A 21512-nucleotide genomic window follows, 5' to 3' on the forward strand; every position below is an offset into this window, starting at 1 on the left:
TTCCCTAAAGGAGGGTTCTTCAACTTTATGCAGGCTCCAGATTCGCAGCCGTTTAACCAGCTGCCCGCCCACGTGTGGCCGCGCAACGCCGCGCGCACGGACGACGGCGTGATCACCATCGCCGGGGTCGCGTTGCCCGAGATTGCCGCGCAGTACGGCACCCCGGTGATGGTGGTGGACGAGGACGATTTCCGCTCCCGCTGCCGCGACATGGCCGAGGCCTTCGGTTCGCCGCGCAACGTCCACTACGCGTCTAAGGCGTTTTTGACCCGTCACATCGCCCGCTGGGTGGATGAGGAGGGCCTCGCACTCGACGTGGCCAGCGAGAACGAGCTGCGTATCGCGCTCGCCGCGGATTTTCCGCCCGAGCGCATCACCGTCCACGGCAATAACAAGTCCGAGAGCTTTCTGCGCCTGTGTCTCGAGTCCAAGGTGGGCCACGTGGTCATCGACTCGCGGCAGGAGCTCACCGAGCTGGAGGCTCTGGCCGAGGAGCTCGGCCAGGTTCAGGACGTGTTCGTGCGCGCGAAGCCGGGCGTGGACGCGCACACCCACGAGTTCATCGCAACCAGTCACGAGGACCAGAAGTTCGGCCTCTCCCTGGCCTCCGGGACCGCCTACGAGGCGGCCGTCGCCGCGATCAACTCGCCTCACCTCGAGCTGACCGGCCTGCACTGCCACGTCGGCTCGCAGGTCTTTGACGCCGAGGGCTTCAAGCTCGCCGCCGAGCGTGTGCTGGGCCTCTACGCCCAGATCTGGAAGGAGCAAAACGTCGCGCTGAAGTACCTGGACTTGGGCGGCGGCTACGGCATCGCCTACACCGACGACGAGGCGCCGCTCGACGTCGCGGCAGTAGCCCGCGACCTGTTGCGCGAGGTGCAGGACGTCGCCGATGACCTTGGCATCGAGGCACCGACCGTCGTGGTCGAGCCGGGCCGCGCGATCGCTGGGCCGTCCACGGTGACGGTGTACCGCGTCGGCGTGGTCAAGGACGTCCACACCTCGTACACCGCCACGCGTCGCTACATCGCGGTCGACGGCGGCATGAGCGATAACATCCGGCCCGCGCTCTACGCCTCGCTTTACGACGCCCGCGTGGCCAACCGCCTGACCCACGGCACCCCGTTACAGACGCGCCTGGTGGGCTCGCACTGCGAGTCCGGCGACATCCTGGTCGAGGACGGCAACTGGCCGGACGATATCGCCGCAGACGACCTGATCGCGCTCGCCGCGACTGGCGCGTACTGCTACTCCATGAGCTCGAACTACAACTCTTTCGGTCGGCCGGCGGTTGTCGCCGTGCGCGATGGGGAGATTTCCCCCATGATTCGCCGCGAGACGGTTGAGGATATTTTGGCCCGAGAATATTAAAGCGGGCGCGAACAACGAGAAAATAGACTAAGCGGTACACTGAGCCGGGTACACACACGCATCAGATAGGAAAAGGAACACGCATGACTGTCGCAAGCGCCGAGAGCCGTAACGGGAACTACCCGGGCAAGGGAATTGGGCAAGCCGTGGGCGTTGCCATTCTGGGCAAGGGCACCGTGGGCACCGAGGTGCTGCGCCTGATCCAGGAGTTTTCCGAGAATCTTGAGCACCGCATCGGCGGCCCGCTCGCCGTCCGTGGCGTGGCTGTGTCCAACGTGGGCAAGCACAAGGACGCGCCCGAGGTGCAGGGCATTTACCTGACCGACGACGCCACCGAGCTGATCAACCGCGAGGACGTCGACGTGGTCGTCGAGGTCATCGGCGGTATTGACTACCCGCGCAAGCTGGTACTTGCCGCGCTGCAGGCGGGTAAGTCCGTGGTCACCGCGAATAAAGCGCTGGTGGCCGCGCACGGCTCCGAGCTGGCCGATGCGGCCAACGAGGCCGGGGTGGACCTCTACTACGAGGCGGCCGTCGCCGCCGCCATCCCGGTCGTGGGCATGCTGCGTCGTTCGTTGGCGGGCGACCAGGTCCAGCGCATCTCCGGCATTGTCAACGGCACCACCAACTTCATCCTGGACGCGATGGCGTCCACCGGCGCGAGCTACGAGGACGCGCTCGCCGAGGCCACCCGCCTGGGCTACGCCGAGGCCGACCCGACCGCGGACGTGGAGGGCCACGACGCGGCGTCCAAGGCGGCAATTCTGGCATCCATGGGCTTCCACACCCGCGTGACCTTCGATGACGTCTACTGCGAGGGCATTACCAAGATCACCGCAGAGGACATCGCCGCGGCGAAGAAGTCCAACCAGACCATCAAGCTTTTGGCCATCTGCGAACGGCTTTACGACGAGGACGGCAACACCACGGCCGTCAACGCCCGCGTCCACCCGACCCTGGTGCCGAACGAGCACCCGCTGGCGAGTGTGGACCAGTCCTACAACGCCATCTTCGTTGAGGCGGAAGCCGCTGGCCGCCTCATGTTCTACGGCAACGGTGCCGGCGGTGCGCCGACCGCTTCCGCCGTGCTGGGCGACCTCGTTGGTGCCGCGCGCAACAAGGTCCACGGCGGCCGCGCCCCGGCGGAAAACCCGTATGCCGACTACAAGGTCGTGGGCTTCGACGAGGTGCCGACCCGTTACCACGTGAACATGACGGTGGACGACCGCGTCGGCGTGCTGGCTGATCTGGCCCGCAACTTCGCCGATGATGGTGTATCGCTTTCCGCGGTGCGCCAGGAGGAGTCCGGTGACGAGGCCCACCTGATCGTGGTGACCCACAAGGCACTGGAGCGCGACCTGCGCGCGATCGTGCAGCGCCTGGAAGAACACGACGCGGTCAAGGCGATCAACTCCGTGATCCGCCTGGATGCTTAAAAAGAAGGGATCCACATGCCTACTGATTTGCAGGTTGGACTGAAAGCCACGGTGACCGTGCCCGGTTCCTCGGCGAACCTGGGCCCGGGTTTTGACACCCTCGGCATCGCGCTGAGCATCTACGACACCGTCGAGGTGGAGGTCATCGCCTCCGGGCTCGAGGTGCACATCTTCGGCGAGGGTGCAGAGGACTTGCCGCGTGACAACTCCCACCTGGTGGTCAAGGCCATCCGCTCGGGGCTGAAAGCCGCGGACGTGGAGGCACCGGGGCTGAAGGTGACGTGCACGAACAACATCCCGCAGTCGCGCGGCCTCGGCTCTTCCGCAGCCGCCGCAGTCGCCGGCGTGGTGGCCGCGAACACGCTCGCCGGAAGTCCCTTGAGCACCGAAGAGATCGTGCAGCTGTCCAGCGAGTTCGAGGGCCACCCGGATAACGCGGGTGCCTCCGTGCTTGGCGACGCCGTGGTGTCCTGGACCGAGATCCCCGTCGACGGCCGCTCGCTGCCGGAGTACCGCGCCGTGGGCGTAAAGGTAGACCCGCGCATCCGCGCCTACGCGCTGGTGCCGGACTTCCACGCCTCGACCAACGCCGTGCGCAAGGTCCTGCCGAGCCACGTCACGCACACGGATGCGCGCTTCAACGTCTCGCGCACCGCGGTGATCACGGTGGCCATTCAGAGCCACCCGGAACTGCTATGGGAGGGCACCCGCGACCGCCTGCACCAGCCGTACCGCTCCGACGTGCTGCCGGTGACCGCTGAGTGGGTCAACCGTCTGCGCAACCGCGGGTACGCCGCTTACCTCTCCGGCGCGGGCCCGACCGCGCTCGTGCTGTGCACCGAGCCCGTCGACGACGAGATCCTGGACGAGGCCCGCGAATCCGGCCTGCGCGTCCTCGAGCTCGAGGTCGCAGGGCCGGTCAGGGCCGAGCTCACCGCAGACTAGGGCCTAGCGAGCAACCCGCTCCATCCCGCCGCGCAGGCTCGCCACGCCGCGGATGCCGCGTGCATTGAGCGCGGCGACCGCCTGCGCCGAGCGCACGCCAGAAGCGCAGATCAGCACCCCGCCGTTTTCCAATTCCGGCGGGGTGTAACCGTCGAGGATTACGCCGAGCGGGACGTTGATCGCGCCCGGGAGATGGGTGGTGGCGAACTCGGCGGGCTCGCGGACGTCGATAAGCGTGGCGCCCGCGGTGAGCTGATCGACCTCGGCGGGGCCCTGGGGTGGGTCCTCGGCGAGTACGCGCGCGGTGACCGCCGGGTCGGGGGCAAGCGGGATGTATTCCCACGTGCCGGCGAGGCTGTCGTAGTAGCCGAGCTGGCCCACCAGCGGGCTGCCCACACCGGTGAGGTATTTCATCGCCTCCATGGCCATGGCGGAGCCGACCACGCCAACGAGCGGGCCGAGCACTCCCGCTTGCGAGCACGAGGGCACCGAACCCGGCGGCGGCGGGGCGGGGAAGAGGTCCTCGTAGACAGGCCCGTGGCCGGCCCAGAACACCGACATCTGCGCCTCAAACCCCAGGATGGAGCCCCAGATGTGCGGGATGCCCAGGCGGGCGGCGGCGTGGGAGGCGATGTGGCGGGTGGCGAAGTTGTCGGTGCCGTCGAGGACCACGTCCGCGCCTTGAAGCTGCTCTAACGCGGTGTCCCAGGTCAGGCGCTCTTTCACCGGGGTGATCTGGGTGTCCGGGTTGAGTGCGCTAAGCGCTTCGATGGCGGAATCCACCTTGGGCTCGCCCACACGATTGGTGGTGTGGATGACTTGGCGGTGGAGGTTGGACAGGTCGACGACGTCGTCGTCGAAAAGCGAAATGCGGCCGATGCCTGCGGCAGCGAGGTAGAGCAGGGCGGGAGAGCCGAGGCCGCCGGCGCCGATGACTGCGACGTGGGCTGCGCGGAGTTTTGCCTGCGCCTCATCGCCGATCAGCGTGGTTTGGCGCAGGTAGCGATCACTCATCAATGCCCACCCACTGCGTCTCGCCGCTTACCAGACCCTGCTTCTTCCAGATGGGCACCTCGGCCTTGACCCGGTCGGCGACCTCGGCGCAGGCGGCAAACGCCTCGCCGCGGTGAGCGCTGGCCACCAGGACCAAGAACGCGAGCTCGCCGATGGGCACATCACCTGTGCGGTGCGCGGCGTAGATCCTAACGGGGTGGGAGGCTGCGACCTCGGCGGCGACGCGTGCAAGCTCCTCGGGCGCTGAGGGGTGCGCCTCGTAGGCGAGGGTGGCTACGGACTGGCCGCCGTCGTGGTCGCGCACGATGCCCTCGAAGCGCACGAGCGCGCCCATTGCCTGGGTGAGCGTGTCTTTACTGGCCTGCGCCGCGAGCGATTCGAGCGGAGCGTCGGTGATCACGGTCCCGGTCACCCGGCCTGTCTGCTCGTAGACGTAGGCGGGGTCAGAGTGCTGAGTGGTCATGGTTTCCTTCCAGCTGCTCGAGGAGGTGGGGCAGTACCGGCTTGAGTACCTCGCAGCCATCGCGGACCCCGCCGCGCGAGCCCGGCAGCGTCATGAGGAAGGTGCCGCCGCTGATTCCGGCCACCGCGCGCGAGAGGATCGCGGTAGGCACTTTCTCGCGGCCCTTATCGTAAAAGGCGTGCACGATGCCGGGCAGCTCGCGCTCCAGGTGCGCACTTACTACCTCGACGGTGCGGTCGTCGGCGGTGATGCCGGTGCCGCCCGAGGTGAGGATCACAGATGGCCCACGCAGCAGCGCAGCGCGCACGGCGTCATCGACGTCCGCGTCGGCAACGACGGTCGCGTCCGGGGTGTCGAGCCCCATCTCGCGCAAGAAAGCGACGGCGATCGGCCCGGACTCGTCGGCGTAGACGCCCTGGGCCGCGCGCGTCGACGCCACAATTACTTCAGCTTTTCTCATAGATATTCCACCTTACAGCGGGTAGACGGAAACCAGCTCGCCCGCGGCCAGCTCCGCGCCGGCGGGTACGCGGATCAGGCACTGCGCCGCCGCGCCCTGGGCCAGCAAGTGGGAGCTCGCGCCGCCGATGGGGCGCACCACGCCCTCTTCTACGCGGCCGCGTAGGAACTGCTCGCGGCCCTCGATCCCGGCGACCGCGCAGGCGAGTGGGGCGCGCAACATCGCGGGCGCGTGCCCGAGCAGGGGCGCGACGTAGAGCCGGAAGCTCACCAGCGTAGAGATCGGGTTGCCCGGCAGGCCGATCACGGGCACACCATCGCAGGCGCTCAGGCCCTGCGGGCCGCCCGGCTGCTGGCTGACGTGTCCGTACCAACCCTCCGGGAACGCGAGGCGCACGACTTCGAACTTGCCGTGGCTGATCCCGCCCGAAGTCACCACCGCATCCGGCTGGTGCTCCGCAATCGCGGCGCGCACCTTTTCGCGCAGCACGTCTGGCTCGTCGCTGGTGCGTACGTGCGCGGCCACCTCGATCCCGTGACGGGCAGCAAGCGCCCGCAGCATCGGCCCGTTGGCGTCCGGGATCGTCGCCGTGCCCGCCTGCTGCGGTGCGTGGGCAACCTCGGCGCCGCCGGTGACAATCACGATGCGACCCGCGCGCACCACGTTGACTTTATCGATCCCCTGGCTGGCCAGCGCCCCCACGAGCGCCGGCGTGACCTGGGCACCCGCACGGGCGAGCACATCACCCGCAGCAATATCGGAGCCGGCACGGCGCACAAACACGCCATCCTCGGTCGCGGGAAGCCGCACCGTCTCGCCCTCCGCGAGAAACTCCGCCGGTTCGCAGCGCTCGACAGGGATCACCGCGTGCGTGCCCTCCGGCAGCTTCGCCCCGGTCATGATGGGTACGGCGGTGTTACCCAGTCCCTCTGGGTAGGCGGTCGCCGGGTCGTCGCCCGCCGCGATCGTCGCCCCGACGCGCGCGGTGCGCGCCTGAGTCGATCCGACCGCGTAGCCGTCCATCTGCGAATTATCAAAGGCAGGCTGCTCGCGCACTGCAGTCACATCTGCGGCGAGCACCGCGCCGCGCGAGGCGGCCTCCAACGGAGACAGCGTTTCGTGTCCTCGCGCGCCGAGCGCGGCCGCGACTGCATCGAAGTGGGCTTCTGGGGTTCTGCTCATGGGGCCATGGTACGGCGCGCGCCGGGCGGTATGGTGTGGGCATGCAGATCCACTACTTCGCCGCCGCACGCGCCGCCGCCGGCACCGCCGTCGAGCAGGTCGGGGAGTTCGCCACGCTCGAGCAGTTGCTTGCCGACGCCACGTCGCGCCACACCGGCGCCACCGACGCCGGCCAAACGTTGGCCGACATCGTGCCGCGCTGCACCTTCTTGGTTGACGGCAAACGCGCGGAGCCGGATGCCTCACTCGCCGGCGCGCAGCGGGTGGACGTGCTGCCCCCGTTCGCGGGCGGCTAAACCACAGTCACCCGCACCTGGGCTGCATCCAGCGCGCAAGAAAGCTCCGCCCCGGGGGAGACGCTGGCTCGGACGGCTGTTTCCTGGTCCACGAGCAGAGACAGCGCATACTCGTGCGCATCCTCGGCGTCGTCGGCCTGCGGCGGGCGCATTGTCACACTGGCCCCACCGCTTGGCAGCACGCTGACGGCGTGCACGCTCGCATCGAAGACACAGCCATGCTCGGCCTGCTTGCCCGGACCTACGAGCGTGAGCGCTTCGGGCGGGAACGTGACGCGCAGTGAGGTACCCGTAGGATAAGGCGAAAGATCCAGGCCAGCGAGCGCGCCGAAGGCGCACACGAAAGTGCCGTCCTCGCCCACGGTGCCCGCCAGCAGGTTGGCGCCGACTAAGCGCGCGGCGAAGCGGGAGGCGGGGGCTTCGACTTCTTCGGATGCCGGGCGGAAGGAGCGCACGCGCCCGCGGCCCATCACCGCGATGTGATCGGCGAGCGCCAGTACGTCCAGGGCGTTGTGCGTAATCAGTACGGTGGTGCGGTCGTGGCGCGCAGCGTGGAGGACCTGGCGCCACTGGGCGGCGGCGTCGACGTCGATAGCCGCGAGCGGCTCGTCCAGGATGAGTACAGCGGGGCGGGTGGCCAGCGCGCGCACGAGCGAGACCTGCGCTGCTTGACCGCCGGAGAGCGCGCGGACGGGGACGTCGGCAAGCTCGGCAAGCCCGGCGGCGTCAAGGAGCTCGGCGGTGCGCTGCGGGTCGCGCGTGACCATGGTGATCGCCGAGCTCGCGGTCGCGGTCGGCGGCAGGCCCGGGTTCTGGGTCAACAGCACCACCCCGCGCTGATAAGCGGGGACCGGACGGGTGTCGGCGGAGTCGACGAGGCGGTCACCCACGGTTACTGAGGCACCGCGCAGCCTGCCGGCGATGCGGCCGACGAGAGTAGTCTTGCCCGCGCCGTTGGGCCCGACCAAAGCGGTGAGCGTGTTGGCGGGGAAGTGCACGCCCTCGACCTCGACGTCGCTGCCGCCGCCTGCCGGGCGGGTGAGCTCCCGGAGGCGTGCGACGTCGATTGTGCCGGTGGCGCGGGCTTTTTGTGCCGGAGCGCGCTTGGAAAAGAGCGCGGGCAGGGCGGTGGCGGCCAGGGTGAGCACTGCCAGGCCGATGAGTATGGCCGAGAGTCCGTAGGCAACCTCGGCGTCGACCTCGCGGGCAAGGTAGATGCCCAGCGGCATAGTGCGGGTGGTGCCGGGCATGGACCCGGCGAAGGTAAGCGTGGTACCAAATTCCCCTAGCGAGCGGGCGAACGCGAGCCCGGCCGCCGAGACCAGCGAGGGGGCAACCGCGGGCAAGATGATCTGGCGCACCGTTCTCGCCGGTGTAATACCCACGGCGGCGGCCGAGGAGGTGATCTCCGGGTCGAGTTGGCGCAGCGCCGCATCCAGGGTGATCACCACAAAGGGCAGCGCGATAAACACGTGCGCGGCCACCACTCCAGGGAAGGCGAAGGCGAACTGCCAGCCCAGCAGGTCTAAGAGTGGGGCGGCGATGCCGCGGCGGCCAATGAAGGCGGAAAGGGCCAGGCCCGCCACCACCGGCGGCAGTGCAAGCGGCAACAGGACAAGCAGCCGGGCCAGGCGTGCGCCGCGCCTGAGGCGCTGCAGCCATAGCGCGAGCGGGACGCCGAGCACCATGGCGATGACGCTCGCGCACACTGCAGAGGTAAGCGTCACGCGCAGCAGGTCGTGGGTGTCTGTGCTGGTGAGGATCTCGCCGAGTCGGTCGAAGGGGACCCGGACGCCGAGTGCGAACACCGGCAGGACGATCAGCGCCAGCGCGAACAGCGCGAGCGCCCCCACCGCTTTGGTGCTGGGCTGTGGAAGCGGCGTGATCGGCGAGGCAGTGCGCGTGCCCGTCATGCCGCGGGGGTAAATCCGTGCTTCTCCCAGAGGGATGCAGCCTTATCGCTGCCCAGCAGCTCGACCAGCGCCGCGGCATCGTCCGGGTGCTCGGTGGTAATTACCACTCCGGCGACGAGCGAGTTCGGGAATTCTTCCGCGTGAGGGATGTCGATGATCTCGACCTCATCTCCCGCGGCCGCGGCGTCGGTGCGATAGACAAAGGCGGCGTCCGCCTCGCCGGTCACGACCTTGCCCAGCGTGTCGGCCACGTTGTGCTCGAGCGAGACTGGGTTGAGCTCCAGCGAGTTCGCCTGGGTGAGCTGCTCGGACACCGCGCCGCACGGGACCTGCGTGTCACAGAGCACCAGCTTGACGTCCTCGTTCTCCAGGTCGTGGACGCTTTCGATGCCCGCCGGGTTGCCCTTAGGCACGACCAACACCATCGAGTTGGTCGCTACGACCTGCGGGTCGCGCACGAGGCCCGCCTCGACGGCATCGTCCATGTGCTTTTCGTCTGCGGAGATGAATACGTCGCCCGGGGCGCCGTCGGCAAGCTGCTGCACGAGCGCCGAGGAGCCCGCGTTGACGAAAGTCAGCGAGTCCTCGCTTAAACCATCGAGGTCCTCGTTGAGCACACGCGTCGACGCGGCACCCAGCACCGTGAGCTCGGTGGCGGCATCCGGTGCCTCGCTGGAGGCCGCAGTGCCCGTGGTTTCGCCGCTTCCGCAGGCAGCGACGGAAAACGCGAGCATGGCTGCCGCCGGAAGGGCAACGGCGCGAGAAAAACGCATGTCAACTCCAACTAGGACTGATAGTTATTGGATGCCTACATGTTAGAGCATCTTTTCACGCTTGAGCTGCGCCTCGTTCGAGCGGATCGGGCTCCACTGGTCCTCGGTACGGCGGCTCTGCACCTCCGCCCCGCGGGAGCGGTAGACCACGTACGGGCGGGTGGAGTAGCCGACCGGCACGGAGAACGCGTGTACCAGGCGGGTAAACGGCCACACCGCGAGCAGCGTGAAGCCTGCCACAACGTGGAGCTTGAACTGCCACGGCACATCCGCCATGAGTTCCGGCTGCGCGTTGAAGATCAGCAGCTGGCGAATCCACGGCGAGATGGTCTCGCGGTAGTCGTACCCGCCGGCCTGGCCGAAAACCTGCGTGGACACGGTGGCAATGAAGCCGGAGAGCAGTGCCGCAACCAGCAGAACATACATCACCTTGTCGGAGGTGGCGGTGGACAAAAACACCGAGCGATTCACCACGCGCCGGTACAGCAGGCCGAAGATACCGAGCACGACGGCGACGCCGGCGATGGTGCCCGGGATGGTGGCGATCAGGTGGTAGGCGTGGTCGCTAATACCGATTGCGCGGGTCCAGCTCTTCGGGATAGCCAGGCCCATGAGGTGGCCGATGATCACGAAGAGCATGCCCCAGTGGAACAGCGGGGAGGAAAGGCGCAGCAGTTTCGACTCGTAGATTTGCGAGGAGTGCGTGGTCCAGCCCATCTGGTCGTAGCGCCAGCGCCAGATGATGCCGATGACAAAAGCGGCGATGGCCAGCCAGGGGAAGGCCACCCACAGGAATGCTTCAATGCCGGTCATGGTTCAGGTCCTAACTGTGTTGGGGGACTGCGGTGGGGAAGGGAAGGGGTTGGGTCTCAATACCGACGAGCTCGGCGGGCGGGCCCTGCCGGATCAGGTTGACGTAGCTTTGCACCGTCTCCGGAGCCATTTCGGGCAGCGCCATGCACAGCGCGGTAATCACGTGCGCGTACGGCGAGCCCAGGTCGCTCAGCGCGCGGCGGAGTACCTCGATGCCGTCGCGGTGGCTGGCCACCATGGCGACGGCGTTGTCGGTTACGGAGGCGTCGGCAAGCGCGAGTGCTTCGAGCACGACACACAGGTGGTCGGGTAGCTCATCAGAGAGCTCCTCGACGCCGAGCGCAGCCAGCTGCTGGCGAAACGCCAGGATGGCGGCACCGGGCTCGGCCCCAGCAACCTCACCCCGGAGGTGAGCCTGGAGCGCATCTCAACGCGCCTGCACGGCGTGGAGACCAACATCCTGATCGAGGGCCTTGCGCACTCCGAGCGCGCCGGGCTATGCCGCGGGGTGGTGGGGCTGACCTCGCGGGAGCCCGGCGGCAGCCTGATCGTCAACGCGCCCAGCTCGCGCGGCGGCATCCGCGACACGCTGACCGTCATCCTGCGGCTCTGGCCAAGCCTGACTGAGTGGGTGAGCTAGAGCTCGACCTCGCCGAGCGTGCTGAGTGCTTCGGGGGTGTCGTAGTCCTGCTCGTTGCCGTCGCCAAGCACCTGCACGATGCGCGTCGGCGGCTGCAAGAGGCGCTTGGCTGCGACGTCGCGCGTGCCGGTGCGCGCGAGCGCGTCGAGAAGCGCGGCGCGGTGCCAGATGGCGCACAAGGGTTGGAGGTAGCCGTCGGCGGCGCGGGTGACGGCGGCGTGTGCGCTCGCCTCGCGCAAAAGAGCCTCGCGTAGGGTGGGCAGAAGCGACCCGGAATCGGGTGCGTCGACGGCGAGGATGCCGATCAGGTCGGTGTCGAGAACCTGGACTCCGGCGTGGATGCCGGCGACGGGGCCGCCGAAGGGCGGGTCCTCGGTGACTTGGCTCAGGGGTAGGTCGAGTGGGAACGGCGAGACCACCACGGCCTGATCGTGTGCCGGGAAGGAGGCTAGGGTGCGGTCGATGAGGCGGCGCCCGTCCACCTTGACCTGTGCCTTCTCCGCACCCATGCGGGTCGAGCGGCCGCCGGCCAGGATCACCACGCCGAGCGAGTGTGCGGGCTGCAAGGCAGTTAGGCCTCCGGCAGCTCGCGGGACCAGTCGCCGGAGCGGCCGCCGGACTTGGCGGTAATCCCGCAGCGGCGGATGTAGGCGGAGCGATCGACGCCCTTGACCATGTCCACCACCGACAGGGCGGCGACGTTCACCGCGGTCAGCGCTTCCATCTCCACGCCGGTGCGGTCGGCGGTGCGGACGGTGGCCTCGATGAACACGTGGTCCTGCTTGATCTCGAGGTCGACCTTGCAGCCGTGCACGCCGATCGTGTGCGCCAGCGGCAGCAGGTCAGGCACGCGCTTCGCAGCGGCAATACCGGCCACACGCGCCACGGCGAGCACGTCGCCCTTGGGCACGGTGCCGTTGGCGAGCGCCTCGAGCACCTCTGGCGAGCAGGCGACCTCGCACTGGGCCGTGGCGGTGCGCACCGTCGGCTGCTTTTCAGTCACGTCGACCATGTAGGCCGCGCCGGATGAATCCAGGTGGGTAAATTGCATTGTTGCTCCTTTAAACATAAACCTTGACCGGGCCTTCGGGCGCGTCCACGAGGGCCAGCCCATCTATTCCCGACAACGATGCCACGAAACTCGACGCAGTCGCCGGGGCGAAGGACTCTGCCACCGTGCGCGCACCGTCCTGGCGTAGTCGTACCGGCACAGCGTGGGTCATCTCCGGCTTTGCCGTGCTGACAAAACCCGCAGCCCGGTCGGCGAGGATATGCGGGCGCTCTGCAAAACGCAGGCCGCGAGTCACGCCAGCCTGCGCGGCGATAAGCGGGGCACCGTAGAGCAGGAAAGAAACGTAGGCCGCGACCGGGTTGCCCGGCAGGCACACAAGCGGGGTACCGGCAAACATCCCCGCGCCCTGCGGGGTGCCCGGGCGTTGCGCGACCTTGCCGAACCACATGCCGCCGTCGGCAGAGGTGACCTCGCGCACGATGTCGAAGGCACCGGCGCTGACCCCGCCCGAAGTAATCACCACCTCCGCCTCGGCCGCGGCGCGGCGGAGCGTGGCCTCGGCAGCGGCGTCGTCATCAACGTGGTAGCGCAGCACGCGGGCACGGTGCTCGCTTGCCGACGCCGCGAGCTCCGCCAGCATCGGCAAATTCGAATCAGGAATCTGCGCCCCTCGCACCTCGCCGGGCCAGGCCACCAGCTCGCTGCCGGTGGAGACGACGGCGACGGTGGGGTGCGCGTACACGTCCACAGTGCGCACCCCGGTAGAGACGCACGCGGCCAGCGTGCCCGCGTCGACCCGGAGCCCGGCCTGCGCGATTGTGTCCCCGGGCTTGGCGTTCTCCCCGGCGGCGCGGATATGGCTGCGGCCTGGTTCCGCTTGCGTGATGGTGACCTGGTCGGGCAGCGGGTGTGGTCCGCGGGGAATGTCTGTCTGCTCGACGGGGATGACGACCACGTCGGAGCCAGCATCCGCCGGGGAAATGGGCGCGCCCGTCATCACGCGAATCGCGTGTTCCGCCGGGCAGTCGATTGCGGGCGAGCCCGCCGGCACGTCGCCTGCGACCGGGAGCGTCCACGGTCCCTCGCCGCGCAGGTGAGCTGCGTGGACGGCAAACCCGTCGACGGCGGAGTTCGCAAAAGGCGGCACCGCGAGTCGGCTTTTCACCGGTGCTGCGAGCACGTGGCCTGCCGCTTGATCGAGCGGCACGTCCTGGGTGATCCGTGGTGTGGCAAGGGCGAGCACCCGCTCGAGGTGTGCAGCGATGCTGGGTCGGTCGCTCATGGTCTAGCCGCCGATTTCGCTCATGGTGCGCTCCGGCTGCAAAAAGCCGACGTCGTCGATGCCGTGGCCCGGCTTCTTCAGCCACATCGCCTGCGCCCAGGCGTCTGCGAGCTCTTCGTTGCTCGCCCCGGCGCGCATGAGGTCTCGCAGGGAGACCTCGTCGGCGGTCTTGGAAAAGAGGCAGGCGCGGATCGCGCCGTCGGTGGTGAGCCGTGTCCGGTCGCAGGCACCGCAGAATGGGTGGGTCACCGAGGCGATGACACCGAGCGTGCCCTCGCGGGTCTCGTCCGAGATATTCCACAGCGCTGCTGGCGCGGAGCCGCGGGGCTTTTCCGCAGGGGTGAGGGTGAAGCGTTCTTCCACGCGGGAAAGGATTTCGTGGGCGGTGACCATGTCGCCGCGCTTCCATTTTTCGCGCGGGCCGAGCGGCATCTGCTCGATAAAGCGCAGCTGCAGGCCCTTGTCCAGCGCGAAGTCGACGAGGTCGAGGATGCCGTCCTCGTTCACGCCCGGCATGACCACGGCGTTGACCTTGACTGGGGTCAGGCCTGCGGCAAGCGCGGCGTCGATACCCGCGAAGACGTCCTGGATGCGGTCCCTGCGGGTCAGACGGGCAAAAAGCTCGGGGCTGGTCGTGTCCAAGGAAACGTTGATGCGGTCTAAGCCTGCCTCGGCGAGTGCGTCGGCGCGCTTGGCCAGCCCGAGCGCGTTCGTGGTCAGCGCGGTCGTCGGGGCGGCGCCGCTGCCGTCGATACGCAGCTTCTTTGTTGCCGCAATAATCTCTTCGAGCGACTTGCGTAGCAGCGGCTCGCCGCCGGTAAAGCGCACCTGGTGGATGCCCAGTGTTTCCACCGCGAGGCGGATCAGGCGGATGGTTTCTTCGTCGGTCAGCGCCTGCTCGGTGGGCATCCACTCGAGGCCGTCTGCGGGCATACAATAGGTGCAGCGCAGGTTACAGCGGTCGGTGAGGCTGACGCGCAGGTCGCGGGCGGTGCGGCCGTATTGATCATCCAGCGTGCGTGTAGTGGGCATAGTGTCCCCACTATAGCTTGCCGAATATCTACGAGAAGACGGGGTAAAAACCTTAGTCCTTGGCGGGGTGGGCGGCCTCCACCTCGGCGGAGGACGGGTTGCCGTGCGAGCGGTTGCCCGGGCCGGGCAGCGCGATGATGTCGAATTCTTCGCGCGCCAGGTGCTTGCGCAGATCCTTCTTGTCAAACTTGCCCACCGAGGTCTTATCGATGGTGTCCACGAACGTCCAGTACTCGGGTGCCATCCACTTCGGCAGCACCGCGGACAGGCCTTCGCGCAGGCGCTCGGCGGTACGCGCCGTGCCCTCAATGCCCGGGATCAGCTTGGTCACCGCGAGCGGGCGCTCGCCCCACTTCTTGTCCGGGATGCCGATGACGGCGCACTCGATGACCACCTCGGATTCCATGATGAGGTTTTCCACCTGTGCGGAATAGATCCACTCGCCGCCTGAGCGGATGACGTCGCGGGCGCGGTCGTAGAGCGTCATGAACCCGTCGTGGGTCACCGTGCCCACGTCGCCGGTGCGCAGCCAGCCGTCGGCAGTGAAGTGCTTGCGCGCATCCGTAATCGTCTCCCCGCGGAATTCGGAGGCAATCTCGCCCGGCTCCTGTGTGGGCGAGTGGTAGTAGCCCTTGGCCACGATGTTGCCGCGCACCTGGATCTCACCCTGGGTGAGGTCGGTGGAGGCCATAACCTCCCCGTCGTTGACCACGCGGTACTCCAGCGAGGGGGCGAAGCGGCCCTGGGAAATCCGGTAGGCCCAGCGCGCCTCGCCGGACACACCCGAGGGCGGGCGCGCGACCGTGCCAACCGTGGAGGTCTCCGTCATGCCCCAGACGTGCACTACGTCCACGCCGTAGCGCTCCTCCCACATCTTGATCAGCGCCGGTGGGGCAGGGGACCCACCCACGAAAAGCTCTTGCAGACTCATGCGCTCCGGCGGGTTGTGCAGGTAGTGCACCATGAGCTGGATCCACAGGGTAGGCACGCCGTGGGCCACGCGCGGGTGGGTAGAGGCGATAAGTCTGGCGAGGTTAGGCGCCGACATGTCCGAATCCGGCAGTACCAGCGGTGCGCCCGCGAGGAAGGCAGCAAAGGGCACGCCCCAGCTCAACACGTGGTAGATCGGAATACAGCACAGGAAAGACTCGCCGTGGGTGACAGCAAGGGAGTCCATCGCGCGCAGGCTCGTCGCCTCCAGCCACAGCGAGCGGTGCGAGTACGCGACTCCCTTCGGGGCACCCGTCGTCGCGGTGGAATACACCAGCGCGGCGGCCGTATTCTCGGGCAGGGTGGGCCAGGGGAAGACGGTGCTGCGGCCGTCGAGAAGCATTTCATAGCTCTCGAGCTGCACCCACTCGGGCATTGGCGCGGACTTATCGGTGACCTCCGAAAGTGGGTCCGCGCCGGTGAAGACCACTCTTTCCACCAGCGGGCACAGCTGCAGCAGCCGGCCCAACTTGGGGGCGAGCCGCGGGTCCGCGACGATGACCTTCGCCTCCGAGTGGTTCACGATGTAGGCGATCTGATCCTCCATCAGCTGAATGTTCAGCGGGGTAAAGACAGCTCCCTTGGCCGCCACCGCGAACATCACCTCGAGGTGCTCGGCGCAGTTATACATAAAGGTGGCCACCCTCTGGTCGCCGTCGATGCCCAAATCATCGTGCAAGGCGTTGGCGAACGCGCCTGCGCGCGCCCCGATATCCGCAAAGGTGCACTCTTCCGCGCCAGTGGCGCGCCACGTTGTGCACTTGGTCGAGCCGTGCGTCTGCGAGCCATAACGCAAAATTTGCGCGACAGAGAAGGGCACTTCCTGCATCGTTGAAAGCATGCGTTTCAGTCTAGCCCGTAGCGTGCAGGGCAAAAGTGGGGGCGAAGCCGCGGGGCCAAGATTACGATCTGGCAAAGATGCGTTACACTAACTCCCGGGTTTGCAACCGTGCCCAGACACGCCGCAGCACCGCTTCACGCCAACACCGGTGAGATATGCGCGTACTGCTTGGCCTTCAGACGCAGATTTCGCGCCACTGGGCAATGCTGTAACGGGCGCACCCACCTAACCCCGCTACCTCCCAGGGCGATTCGAGCTGTGATGGGCCGCAAAGGTCTTCACGGGGAGGGCAGACCGGCACACCACACTGCTGGGCCATGTTTTAAAGGGGTGGGAGTGTGGCGGCTTTGCCCGTCATCAACAGCTTCACAGTTTTTCCATACTGCACACGGAAAGCTTCCAGTTTGCCCGTGCGGGACACGCCCGCGGGGTAGGAGAAGAAACTGGTTAAGCGACGAAAGGACATTCGTGACCGACACGAGTAACGCGGCAGCTACCGGCAACACTGCCGAACTTTCCGCACTGAAAATCCCCGAGCTGCGCAAGATCGCCGCAGAAAAGGGGCTCAAGGGCGTCTCCGCGCTGCGCAAGGGGGACCTCATCCAGGCCATCGTGACCGGCGAGGTGCCGCGCAAGGCACGCGCCGCAGCCGCTGAGGCCGCGGGGGACGCAGGGGGCGCAGCCACCGCTGAGCAGAACAACGACGCGCCCGCTGCCAGCCAGCGCCGCCGCGCGTCGCGTCGCGCCGCAGGGCCCGCCGACGGGGACGCTGGGGACAACGCCAACGATGCCGCGCCGCACGCTGAGGACAAGAAGTCCGACAAGCCTGCGAAGGGCGACAAGCCAAAGAAGCAGGACCGCGAGCAGGACAGCGATCACGACGGCCAGAACGAGAAGTCTGAGCAGGGCGGCCAAAAGTACGAGTCCCGCTCCGCCGCGCGCCGCGCACGCCGCAACCGGGCCCGCCACGACAACGATCAGCACGGCGACAACCAGCACAGCAACGATCAGCACGGCAACGATCAGCACGGCGACAACGAGCAGGACCACGGGGGCGACGGGAAGCAGCGCGACCGGGACAACCGTGACAACAACGGCGGCCGCAACAACAAGCAGAACAACCGCGGCGGGCGCAACAACAACCGGGACAACAACCGGGACAACAATGATGACGGCAACCAGGGCGGCCGCCGCGGGCGCCGCAACCGTCGGAACCGGAACCGCAACCGCGATAACCAGCACAACCAGCAGGACAACAACCAGCAGCTGGACCCGGAGGAGCTGCAGGAAGTCGCCGGCATCGTGGATATCGTGGATAACAATGCCGCGTTCATCCGCACGACCGGCTACCGCAAGAACAACGCTGACGTCTACGTCAACCAGAAGCTTGTGCGGCAGAACGGGCTGCGCGCAGGCGACGCGGTCATCGGTCAGGTCCGCCAGAACGGGCAGGGCCACTCGCACGGCTCGGGCCGCAACCGCCAGCGCTACAACCAGCTCGTCCGCGTCGACAGCGTCAACGGGATGAACCCGGAGGAAGCGAAGCAGCGCGCCGAGTTCCACAAGCTCACCCCGCTGTACCCGAACAAGCGCCTGCGCCTGGAAACCGAGCCGAAGATCCTCACCACACGCGTGATCGACCTGGTCATGCCGATTGGTAAGGGCCAGCGCGCGCTGATCGTCTCCCCGCCGAAGGCCGGTAAGACGACGATCCTGCAAAACATTGCCAACGCGATCGCGACGAACAACCCGGAGTGCTACCTCATGGTCGTGCTGGTGGACGAGCGCCCCGAGGAAGTCACCGACATGCAGCGCAGTGTGAAGGGCGAGGTTATTGCCTCGACCTTCGACCGCCCGCCGTCAGAGCACACCGCGGTTGCGGAGCTGGCGATCGAGCGCGCGAAGCGCCTGGTGGAGATGGGCCAGGACGTCGTCGTCCTGCTCGACTCGATCACTCGCCTGGGCCGTGCGTACAACAACTCCTCGCCGGCGTCCGGCCGCATCCTCTCCGGCGGTGTGGACTCGAACGCCCTGTACCCGCCGAAGCGCTTCCTGGGCGCTGCCCGCAACATTGAAGAGGGCGGCTCGCTGACGATTATCGCCACCGCGATGGTGGAGACCGGCTCGGCCGGCGACACCGTGATCTTCGAGGAATTCAAGGGCACCGGCAACGCGGAGCTGAAGCTGGACCGCAAGATCGCGGAGCGCCGCGTCTTCCCGGCAGTGGACGTCAACCCCTCCGGTACCCGCAAGGACGAGCTGTTGATGAGCCCGGAGGAGGCGCGCGTGATGCACAAACTGCGCCGTATCCTGTCGGCGCTGGATCCGCAGCAGTCGATCGATATGCTGATTAAGCAGCTGAAGAAGACGAAATCCAACGGTGAGTTCCTCATGGGCGTGGCTAACTCCGCGCCGATGGTCGCTGACCAGGACTCGGAGGAGTACAAGTAAATGGCAAACGAAGTCTCACTGGTTGATGACTACGTCGCTGAATACCAGGGCATCCAGGCGCAAATGAGCGACCCGGAGGTGACCTCGGACCAGCAGCTCTTCCGCAAGCTGTCCAAGCGCTACGCGGAGCTGCAGCCGATCATCAAGGCTAACGACGCGCTCCAGCAGGCCAAGGACGACCACGAGGCCGCCTCCGAGATGGCCAGCGAGGACAAGGAGTTCGCCGAGGAGGCCGAGCGCCTCGCCGCAGAGATCGTGGAGCTGGAGGAGCAGCTCGCTGACCTGCTCGCGCCGCGCGACGAGCACGACGGCGACGATGTCATCATGGAGCTCAAGGCAGGCGCAGGCGGCGAGGAAGCCGCGCTCTTCGCCGGCGACTTGGCCCGCATGTACCAGAAGTACTGCGAGAAGCACGGCCTGAAGTGGGACGTGCTCGACGCCGCGGAGACCGACCTGGGCGGGATCAAGGACATGACCGTCTCGGTCAAGGCGAAGAACCCTTCCCGCGACGGTGCCTGGTCGAAGCTCAAGTTCGAAGGCGGTGTCCACCGCGTGCAGCGCGTGCCGGTCACCGAGTCGCAGGGGCGCATCCAAACCTCCGCGGCGGGCGTGTACGTCTTCCCCGAGGCCGACGAGATCGAGAGCGTCAACATCGATGAAAAAGACATTCGCGTTGACGTCTACCGTTCCTCTGGCAAGGGCGGCCAGGGCGTGAACACCACCGATTCGGCGGTGCGCATCACCCACCTGCCCACGGGCATCGTGGTGACCTGCCAGAACGAGCGCTCGCAGATTCAGAACCGCGCGCGTGCGATGCAGGTGCTCCAGGCTCGCCTTGAGCAGCTCGAGCGCGAGAAGGTCGAGGCCGCGGAGGCCGAAGGTCGCGCCTCGCAGGTGCGCACCATGGATCGCTCCGAGCGCATCCGCACCTACAACTGGCCGGAGAACCGCATTTCGGATCACCGCATCAACTTCAAGGCCAACAACCTGGATTCGGTGCTGGACGGCAACCTGGACGACCTGATCACCGCCCTGCAGGCCCACGAGCGCCAGGAGCGCCTTGAAGCAGAGTAGGCCCGCCATGCGGGAGGTGCTCGCGCGGGCGTCGGCATTGCTTGCCGACGCCGGCGTGCCCACCCCCGACGTCGACGCCCGCTTGCTCGCCGCCCACATCGCCGGCACCAGCCCGATGGGCGTGCTGTTTGCCGAGGTCACAGAGGAGTTCTCCCAGGCCTTCGAGGCCGCCGTCGCGCGACGCGCCACCCGCGAACCGCTACAGCACATCACCGGCACCGCGCCCTTTGGCCCCCTCGAGTTGGAGGTCGGCCCCGGAGTATTCATCCCACGCCCGGAGACCGAGGTGCTCGCGGACTGGGCGGTGCGCACCCTCCGCGATATCCCCAGCCCCACAGTGGTGGACCTGGGCACCGGCTCCGGGGCGCTGCCGATCTACATCGGCCACCACATCCCCGAAGCCCAGCTGTACGCCGTCGAGCTTTCGGCCACCGCACGCGAGTTTGCCGCGCGCAATGCAGCCAGCCACAACGTGCGCCTTTCGCTTATCGACGCCAACATGACCGACCCGGGACTCCTCCCGGAGCTGCGCGGACGCGTCGATCTGGTGGTGGCGAACCCGCCGTACGTGCCGGAAACGCCCGACCTGGACCCTGAGGTCTACCACGACCCACACGAGGCGGTCTTCTCCGGGCCCGATGGCATGGACGCCATCCGCGGACTCGTCCCGGTCGCAGCACAACTGCTGCGTCCGGGTGGCTGGTTGGGCGTGGAGCACGACGACGCGACGTCGCAAAGCACGCGCGCGATCATCGCCGCCTCGGGCGGCTTTACCGCCCCAGAGCCGCTGCGGGATCTGGCCGGGCGGGAGCGGTTTGTGTGTGCGAGTAAGCTTTAATCCGATACGGGAGTAAAGGAGCCCAATGGGGAGCAAAATCTATCACTGTCTCGAGCCGGACGAGCGCGAAGCAGGCCTGAGCGCCGCAGTGGACGCGGTGCAGGCGGGCCAGTGCATCGTGCTGCCCACCGACACGGTCTACGGCATCGGCGCGGACGCGTTTAACAACGACGCGGTGGCGAAGCTGCTTGCCACCAAGCGGCGCGGCCCGGATATGCCGGTGCCGGTGCTGGTTGGCTCCTGGACCACGATTCAGGGACTCGTGCGCGAGTTTTCGGACACCGCGAAGATCCTGGTCGAGGCGTTTTGGCCCGGCGGGCTCTCCATTGTTGTGCCGGAGGCGCCCAGCCTGCCGTGGAACCTCGGTGATACGCGCGGCACCGTGCTGCTGCGCATGCCGAACCAGCCGCTCGCGCTCGAGCTGCTGCAGCGCACCGGGCCGATGGCGGTGTCCTCGGCGAATATTTCGGGCAACCCGCCGGCGCTCAACGCCGCGAACGCGAAGCAGCAGTTCGGTGACGCCGTTGGCATCTACCTCGATGGCGGGGACGCGCAGGTGGGGGAGCCGTCGACGATCGTGGACATCTCCGGGCCGCAGCCGGTGATCCTGCGCGAGGCGGCGATCAGCGCCGAGCGCATCGGTGAAGTCTTGAACCTTGACCCGGAGCAGTTGCGGAGGCGCTAGG

The 21512-nt window shown here is 67.5% G+C and carries 21 protein-coding genes and 1 pseudogene; 9 read left to right on the top strand and 13 right to left on the bottom strand.

Features of this window, described 5'->3' with window-relative positions; genetic code table 11:
- Nucleotides 1–27: 27 nt before the first annotated feature.
- From lysA to thrB, 3 genes are all read left to right on the top strand, one after another.
- The gene (lysA, locus tag CIMIT_RS04785) at nt 28–1371 is read left to right on the top strand and encodes a diaminopimelate decarboxylase (protein ID WP_038589905.1); all 1344 of its coding nucleotides are present in this window, start codon (nt 28–30) and stop codon (nt 1369–1371) included.
- An 83-nt stretch (nt 1372–1454) separates the two neighbouring features.
- Nucleotides 1455–2807 (top strand): homoserine dehydrogenase, encoded by a 1353-nt coding sequence (locus tag CIMIT_RS04790; RefSeq protein WP_038589908.1) that lies wholly within the window; start codon nt 1455–1457, stop codon nt 2805–2807.
- A gap of 15 nt (nt 2808–2822) precedes the next feature.
- Nucleotides 2823–3752, top strand: coding sequence for a homoserine kinase (gene thrB / locus CIMIT_RS04795; RefSeq protein WP_038589912.1), 930 nt, complete (start codon nt 2823–2825; stop codon nt 3750–3752).
- A gap of 3 nt (nt 3753–3755) precedes the next feature.
- Here the strand turns inward: thrB and CIMIT_RS04800 are convergent, their stop codons facing one another.
- Genes CIMIT_RS04800 through CIMIT_RS04815 form a run of 4 tightly spaced genes read right to left on the bottom strand, consistent with a single transcriptional unit; the run spans nt 3756 to nt 6871 of the window.
- On the bottom strand, nt 3756–4766 hold the full coding sequence (locus CIMIT_RS04800; protein WP_038589915.1) for a ThiF family adenylyltransferase: 1011 nt from the start codon (nt 4764–4766) through the stop codon (nt 3756–3758).
- Nucleotides 4759–5229: a molybdenum cofactor biosynthesis protein MoaE gene (locus CIMIT_RS04805; RefSeq protein WP_038589918.1), complete on the bottom strand. Its 471-nt coding sequence runs from the start codon at nt 5227–5229 to the stop codon at nt 4759–4761. The genes CIMIT_RS04800 and CIMIT_RS04805 overlap by 8 nt, the downstream gene beginning before the upstream one ends.
- Nucleotides 5210–5689 (bottom strand): MogA/MoaB family molybdenum cofactor biosynthesis protein, encoded by a 480-nt coding sequence (locus CIMIT_RS04810; protein ID WP_038589920.1) that lies wholly within the window; start codon nt 5687–5689, stop codon nt 5210–5212. The genes CIMIT_RS04805 and CIMIT_RS04810 overlap by 20 nt, the downstream gene beginning before the upstream one ends.
- Nucleotides 5690–5701: 12 nt before the next feature.
- Complete coding sequence (locus CIMIT_RS04815; RefSeq protein ID WP_038589923.1) at nt 5702–6871, bottom strand: molybdopterin molybdotransferase MoeA; 1170 nt, start codon at nt 6869–6871, stop codon at nt 5702–5704.
- Between the two features lie 41 nt (nt 6872–6912).
- Here CIMIT_RS04815 and CIMIT_RS04820 point away from each other — a divergent pair, with 41 nt between their 5' ends.
- Nucleotides 6913–7167 carry a MoaD/ThiS family protein gene (locus CIMIT_RS04820; protein ID WP_038589926.1) on the top strand — a complete coding sequence of 85 codons (255 nt, stop codon included), beginning with the start codon at nt 6913–6915 and terminating at the stop codon, nt 7165–7167.
- Here the strand turns inward: CIMIT_RS04820 and CIMIT_RS04825 are convergent.
- The 4 genes and pseudogenes from CIMIT_RS04825 to CIMIT_RS04840 form a co-directional block, all read right to left on the bottom strand.
- Nucleotides 7164–9080, bottom strand: coding sequence for an ATP-binding cassette domain-containing protein (locus CIMIT_RS04825; RefSeq protein WP_051904807.1), 1917 nt, complete (start codon nt 9078–9080; stop codon nt 7164–7166). The genes CIMIT_RS04820 and CIMIT_RS04825 overlap by 4 nt on opposite strands.
- Nucleotides 9077–9853: a molybdate ABC transporter substrate-binding protein gene (gene modA / locus CIMIT_RS04830; protein ID WP_038589929.1), complete on the bottom strand. Its 777-nt coding sequence runs from the start codon at nt 9851–9853 to the stop codon at nt 9077–9079. Before modA ends, CIMIT_RS04825 begins: the two co-directional genes overlap by 4 nt.
- Before the next feature lie 42 nt (nt 9854–9895).
- Nucleotides 9896–10666 carry a respiratory nitrate reductase subunit gamma gene (narI, locus tag CIMIT_RS04835; protein ID WP_038589932.1) on the bottom strand — a complete coding sequence of 257 codons (771 nt, stop codon included), beginning with the start codon at nt 10664–10666 and terminating at the stop codon, nt 9896–9898.
- Between the two features lie 10 nt (nt 10667–10676).
- Nucleotides 10677–11045: pseudogene (locus CIMIT_RS04840) on the bottom strand (nitrate reductase molybdenum cofactor assembly chaperone); the annotation flags it as partial.
- A gap of 30 nt (nt 11046–11075) precedes the next feature.
- On the opposite strand from CIMIT_RS04840, the gene CIMIT_RS04845 reads away from it, so the two are divergent.
- Nucleotides 11076–11306, top strand: coding sequence for a molybdopterin-binding domain-containing protein (locus CIMIT_RS04845; RefSeq protein ID WP_051904809.1), 231 nt, complete (start codon nt 11076–11078; stop codon nt 11304–11306).
- Here CIMIT_RS04845 and mobA read toward each other — a convergent pair.
- The 5 genes from mobA to CIMIT_RS04870 are packed head-to-tail and all read right to left on the bottom strand — an operon-like array spanning nt 11303 to nt 16463.
- The gene (gene mobA, locus CIMIT_RS04850) at nt 11303–11872 is read right to left on the bottom strand and encodes a molybdenum cofactor guanylyltransferase (RefSeq protein WP_038589935.1); all 570 of its coding nucleotides are present in this window, start codon (nt 11870–11872) and stop codon (nt 11303–11305) included. The two genes, CIMIT_RS04845 and mobA, sit on opposite strands and share 4 nt — an antisense overlap.
- Before the next feature lie 5 nt (nt 11873–11877).
- Nucleotides 11878–12357 carry a cyclic pyranopterin monophosphate synthase MoaC gene (gene moaC / locus CIMIT_RS04855; RefSeq protein WP_038589939.1) on the bottom strand — a complete coding sequence of 160 codons (480 nt, stop codon included), beginning with the start codon at nt 12355–12357 and terminating at the stop codon, nt 11878–11880.
- A 10-nt stretch (nt 12358–12367) separates the two neighbouring features.
- Nucleotides 12368–13600: a molybdopterin molybdotransferase MoeA gene (locus CIMIT_RS04860; protein ID WP_038589942.1), complete on the bottom strand. Its 1233-nt coding sequence runs from the start codon at nt 13598–13600 to the stop codon at nt 12368–12370.
- Nucleotides 13601–13603: 3 nt separating this feature from the next.
- Entirely contained in the window at nt 13604–14632 is a 1029-nt protein-coding gene (gene moaA / locus CIMIT_RS04865) for a GTP 3',8-cyclase MoaA (protein WP_038589945.1), read from the bottom strand.
- Nucleotides 14633–14684: 52 nt separating this feature from the next.
- A complete protein-coding gene (locus CIMIT_RS04870) occupies nt 14685–16463 on the bottom strand; it encodes a long-chain fatty-acid--CoA ligase (RefSeq protein ID WP_038589948.1) in 1779 nt (592 codons plus the stop codon).
- A 468-nt stretch (nt 16464–16931) separates the two neighbouring features.
- Here CIMIT_RS04870 and rho point away from each other — a divergent pair, with 468 nt between their 5' ends.
- From rho to CIMIT_RS04890, 4 genes are read left to right on the top strand one after another with little or no spacing between them, the layout of a single operon-like run.
- Nucleotides 16932–18914, top strand: coding sequence for a transcription termination factor Rho (gene rho / locus CIMIT_RS04875; protein WP_038589954.1), 1983 nt, complete (start codon nt 16932–16934; stop codon nt 18912–18914).
- Nucleotides 18915–19988, top strand: coding sequence for a peptide chain release factor 1 (gene prfA / locus CIMIT_RS04880; RefSeq protein ID WP_038589959.1), 1074 nt, complete (start codon nt 18915–18917; stop codon nt 19986–19988). It begins immediately after the preceding gene.
- Between the two features lie 7 nt (nt 19989–19995).
- Entirely contained in the window at nt 19996–20826 is an 831-nt protein-coding gene (prmC, locus tag CIMIT_RS04885; protein ID WP_038589962.1) for a peptide chain release factor N(5)-glutamine methyltransferase, read from the top strand.
- 25 nt (nt 20827–20851) lie between these two features.
- Complete coding sequence (locus tag CIMIT_RS04890) at nt 20852–21511, top strand: L-threonylcarbamoyladenylate synthase (protein WP_038589967.1); 660 nt, start codon at nt 20852–20854, stop codon at nt 21509–21511.
- The last annotated feature ends 1 nt before the right edge of the window (nt 21512 follow it).

This window comes from Corynebacterium imitans (genome assembly GCF_000739455.1).
Lineage (GTDB): Bacteria > Actinomycetota > Actinomycetes > Mycobacteriales > Mycobacteriaceae > Corynebacterium > Corynebacterium imitans.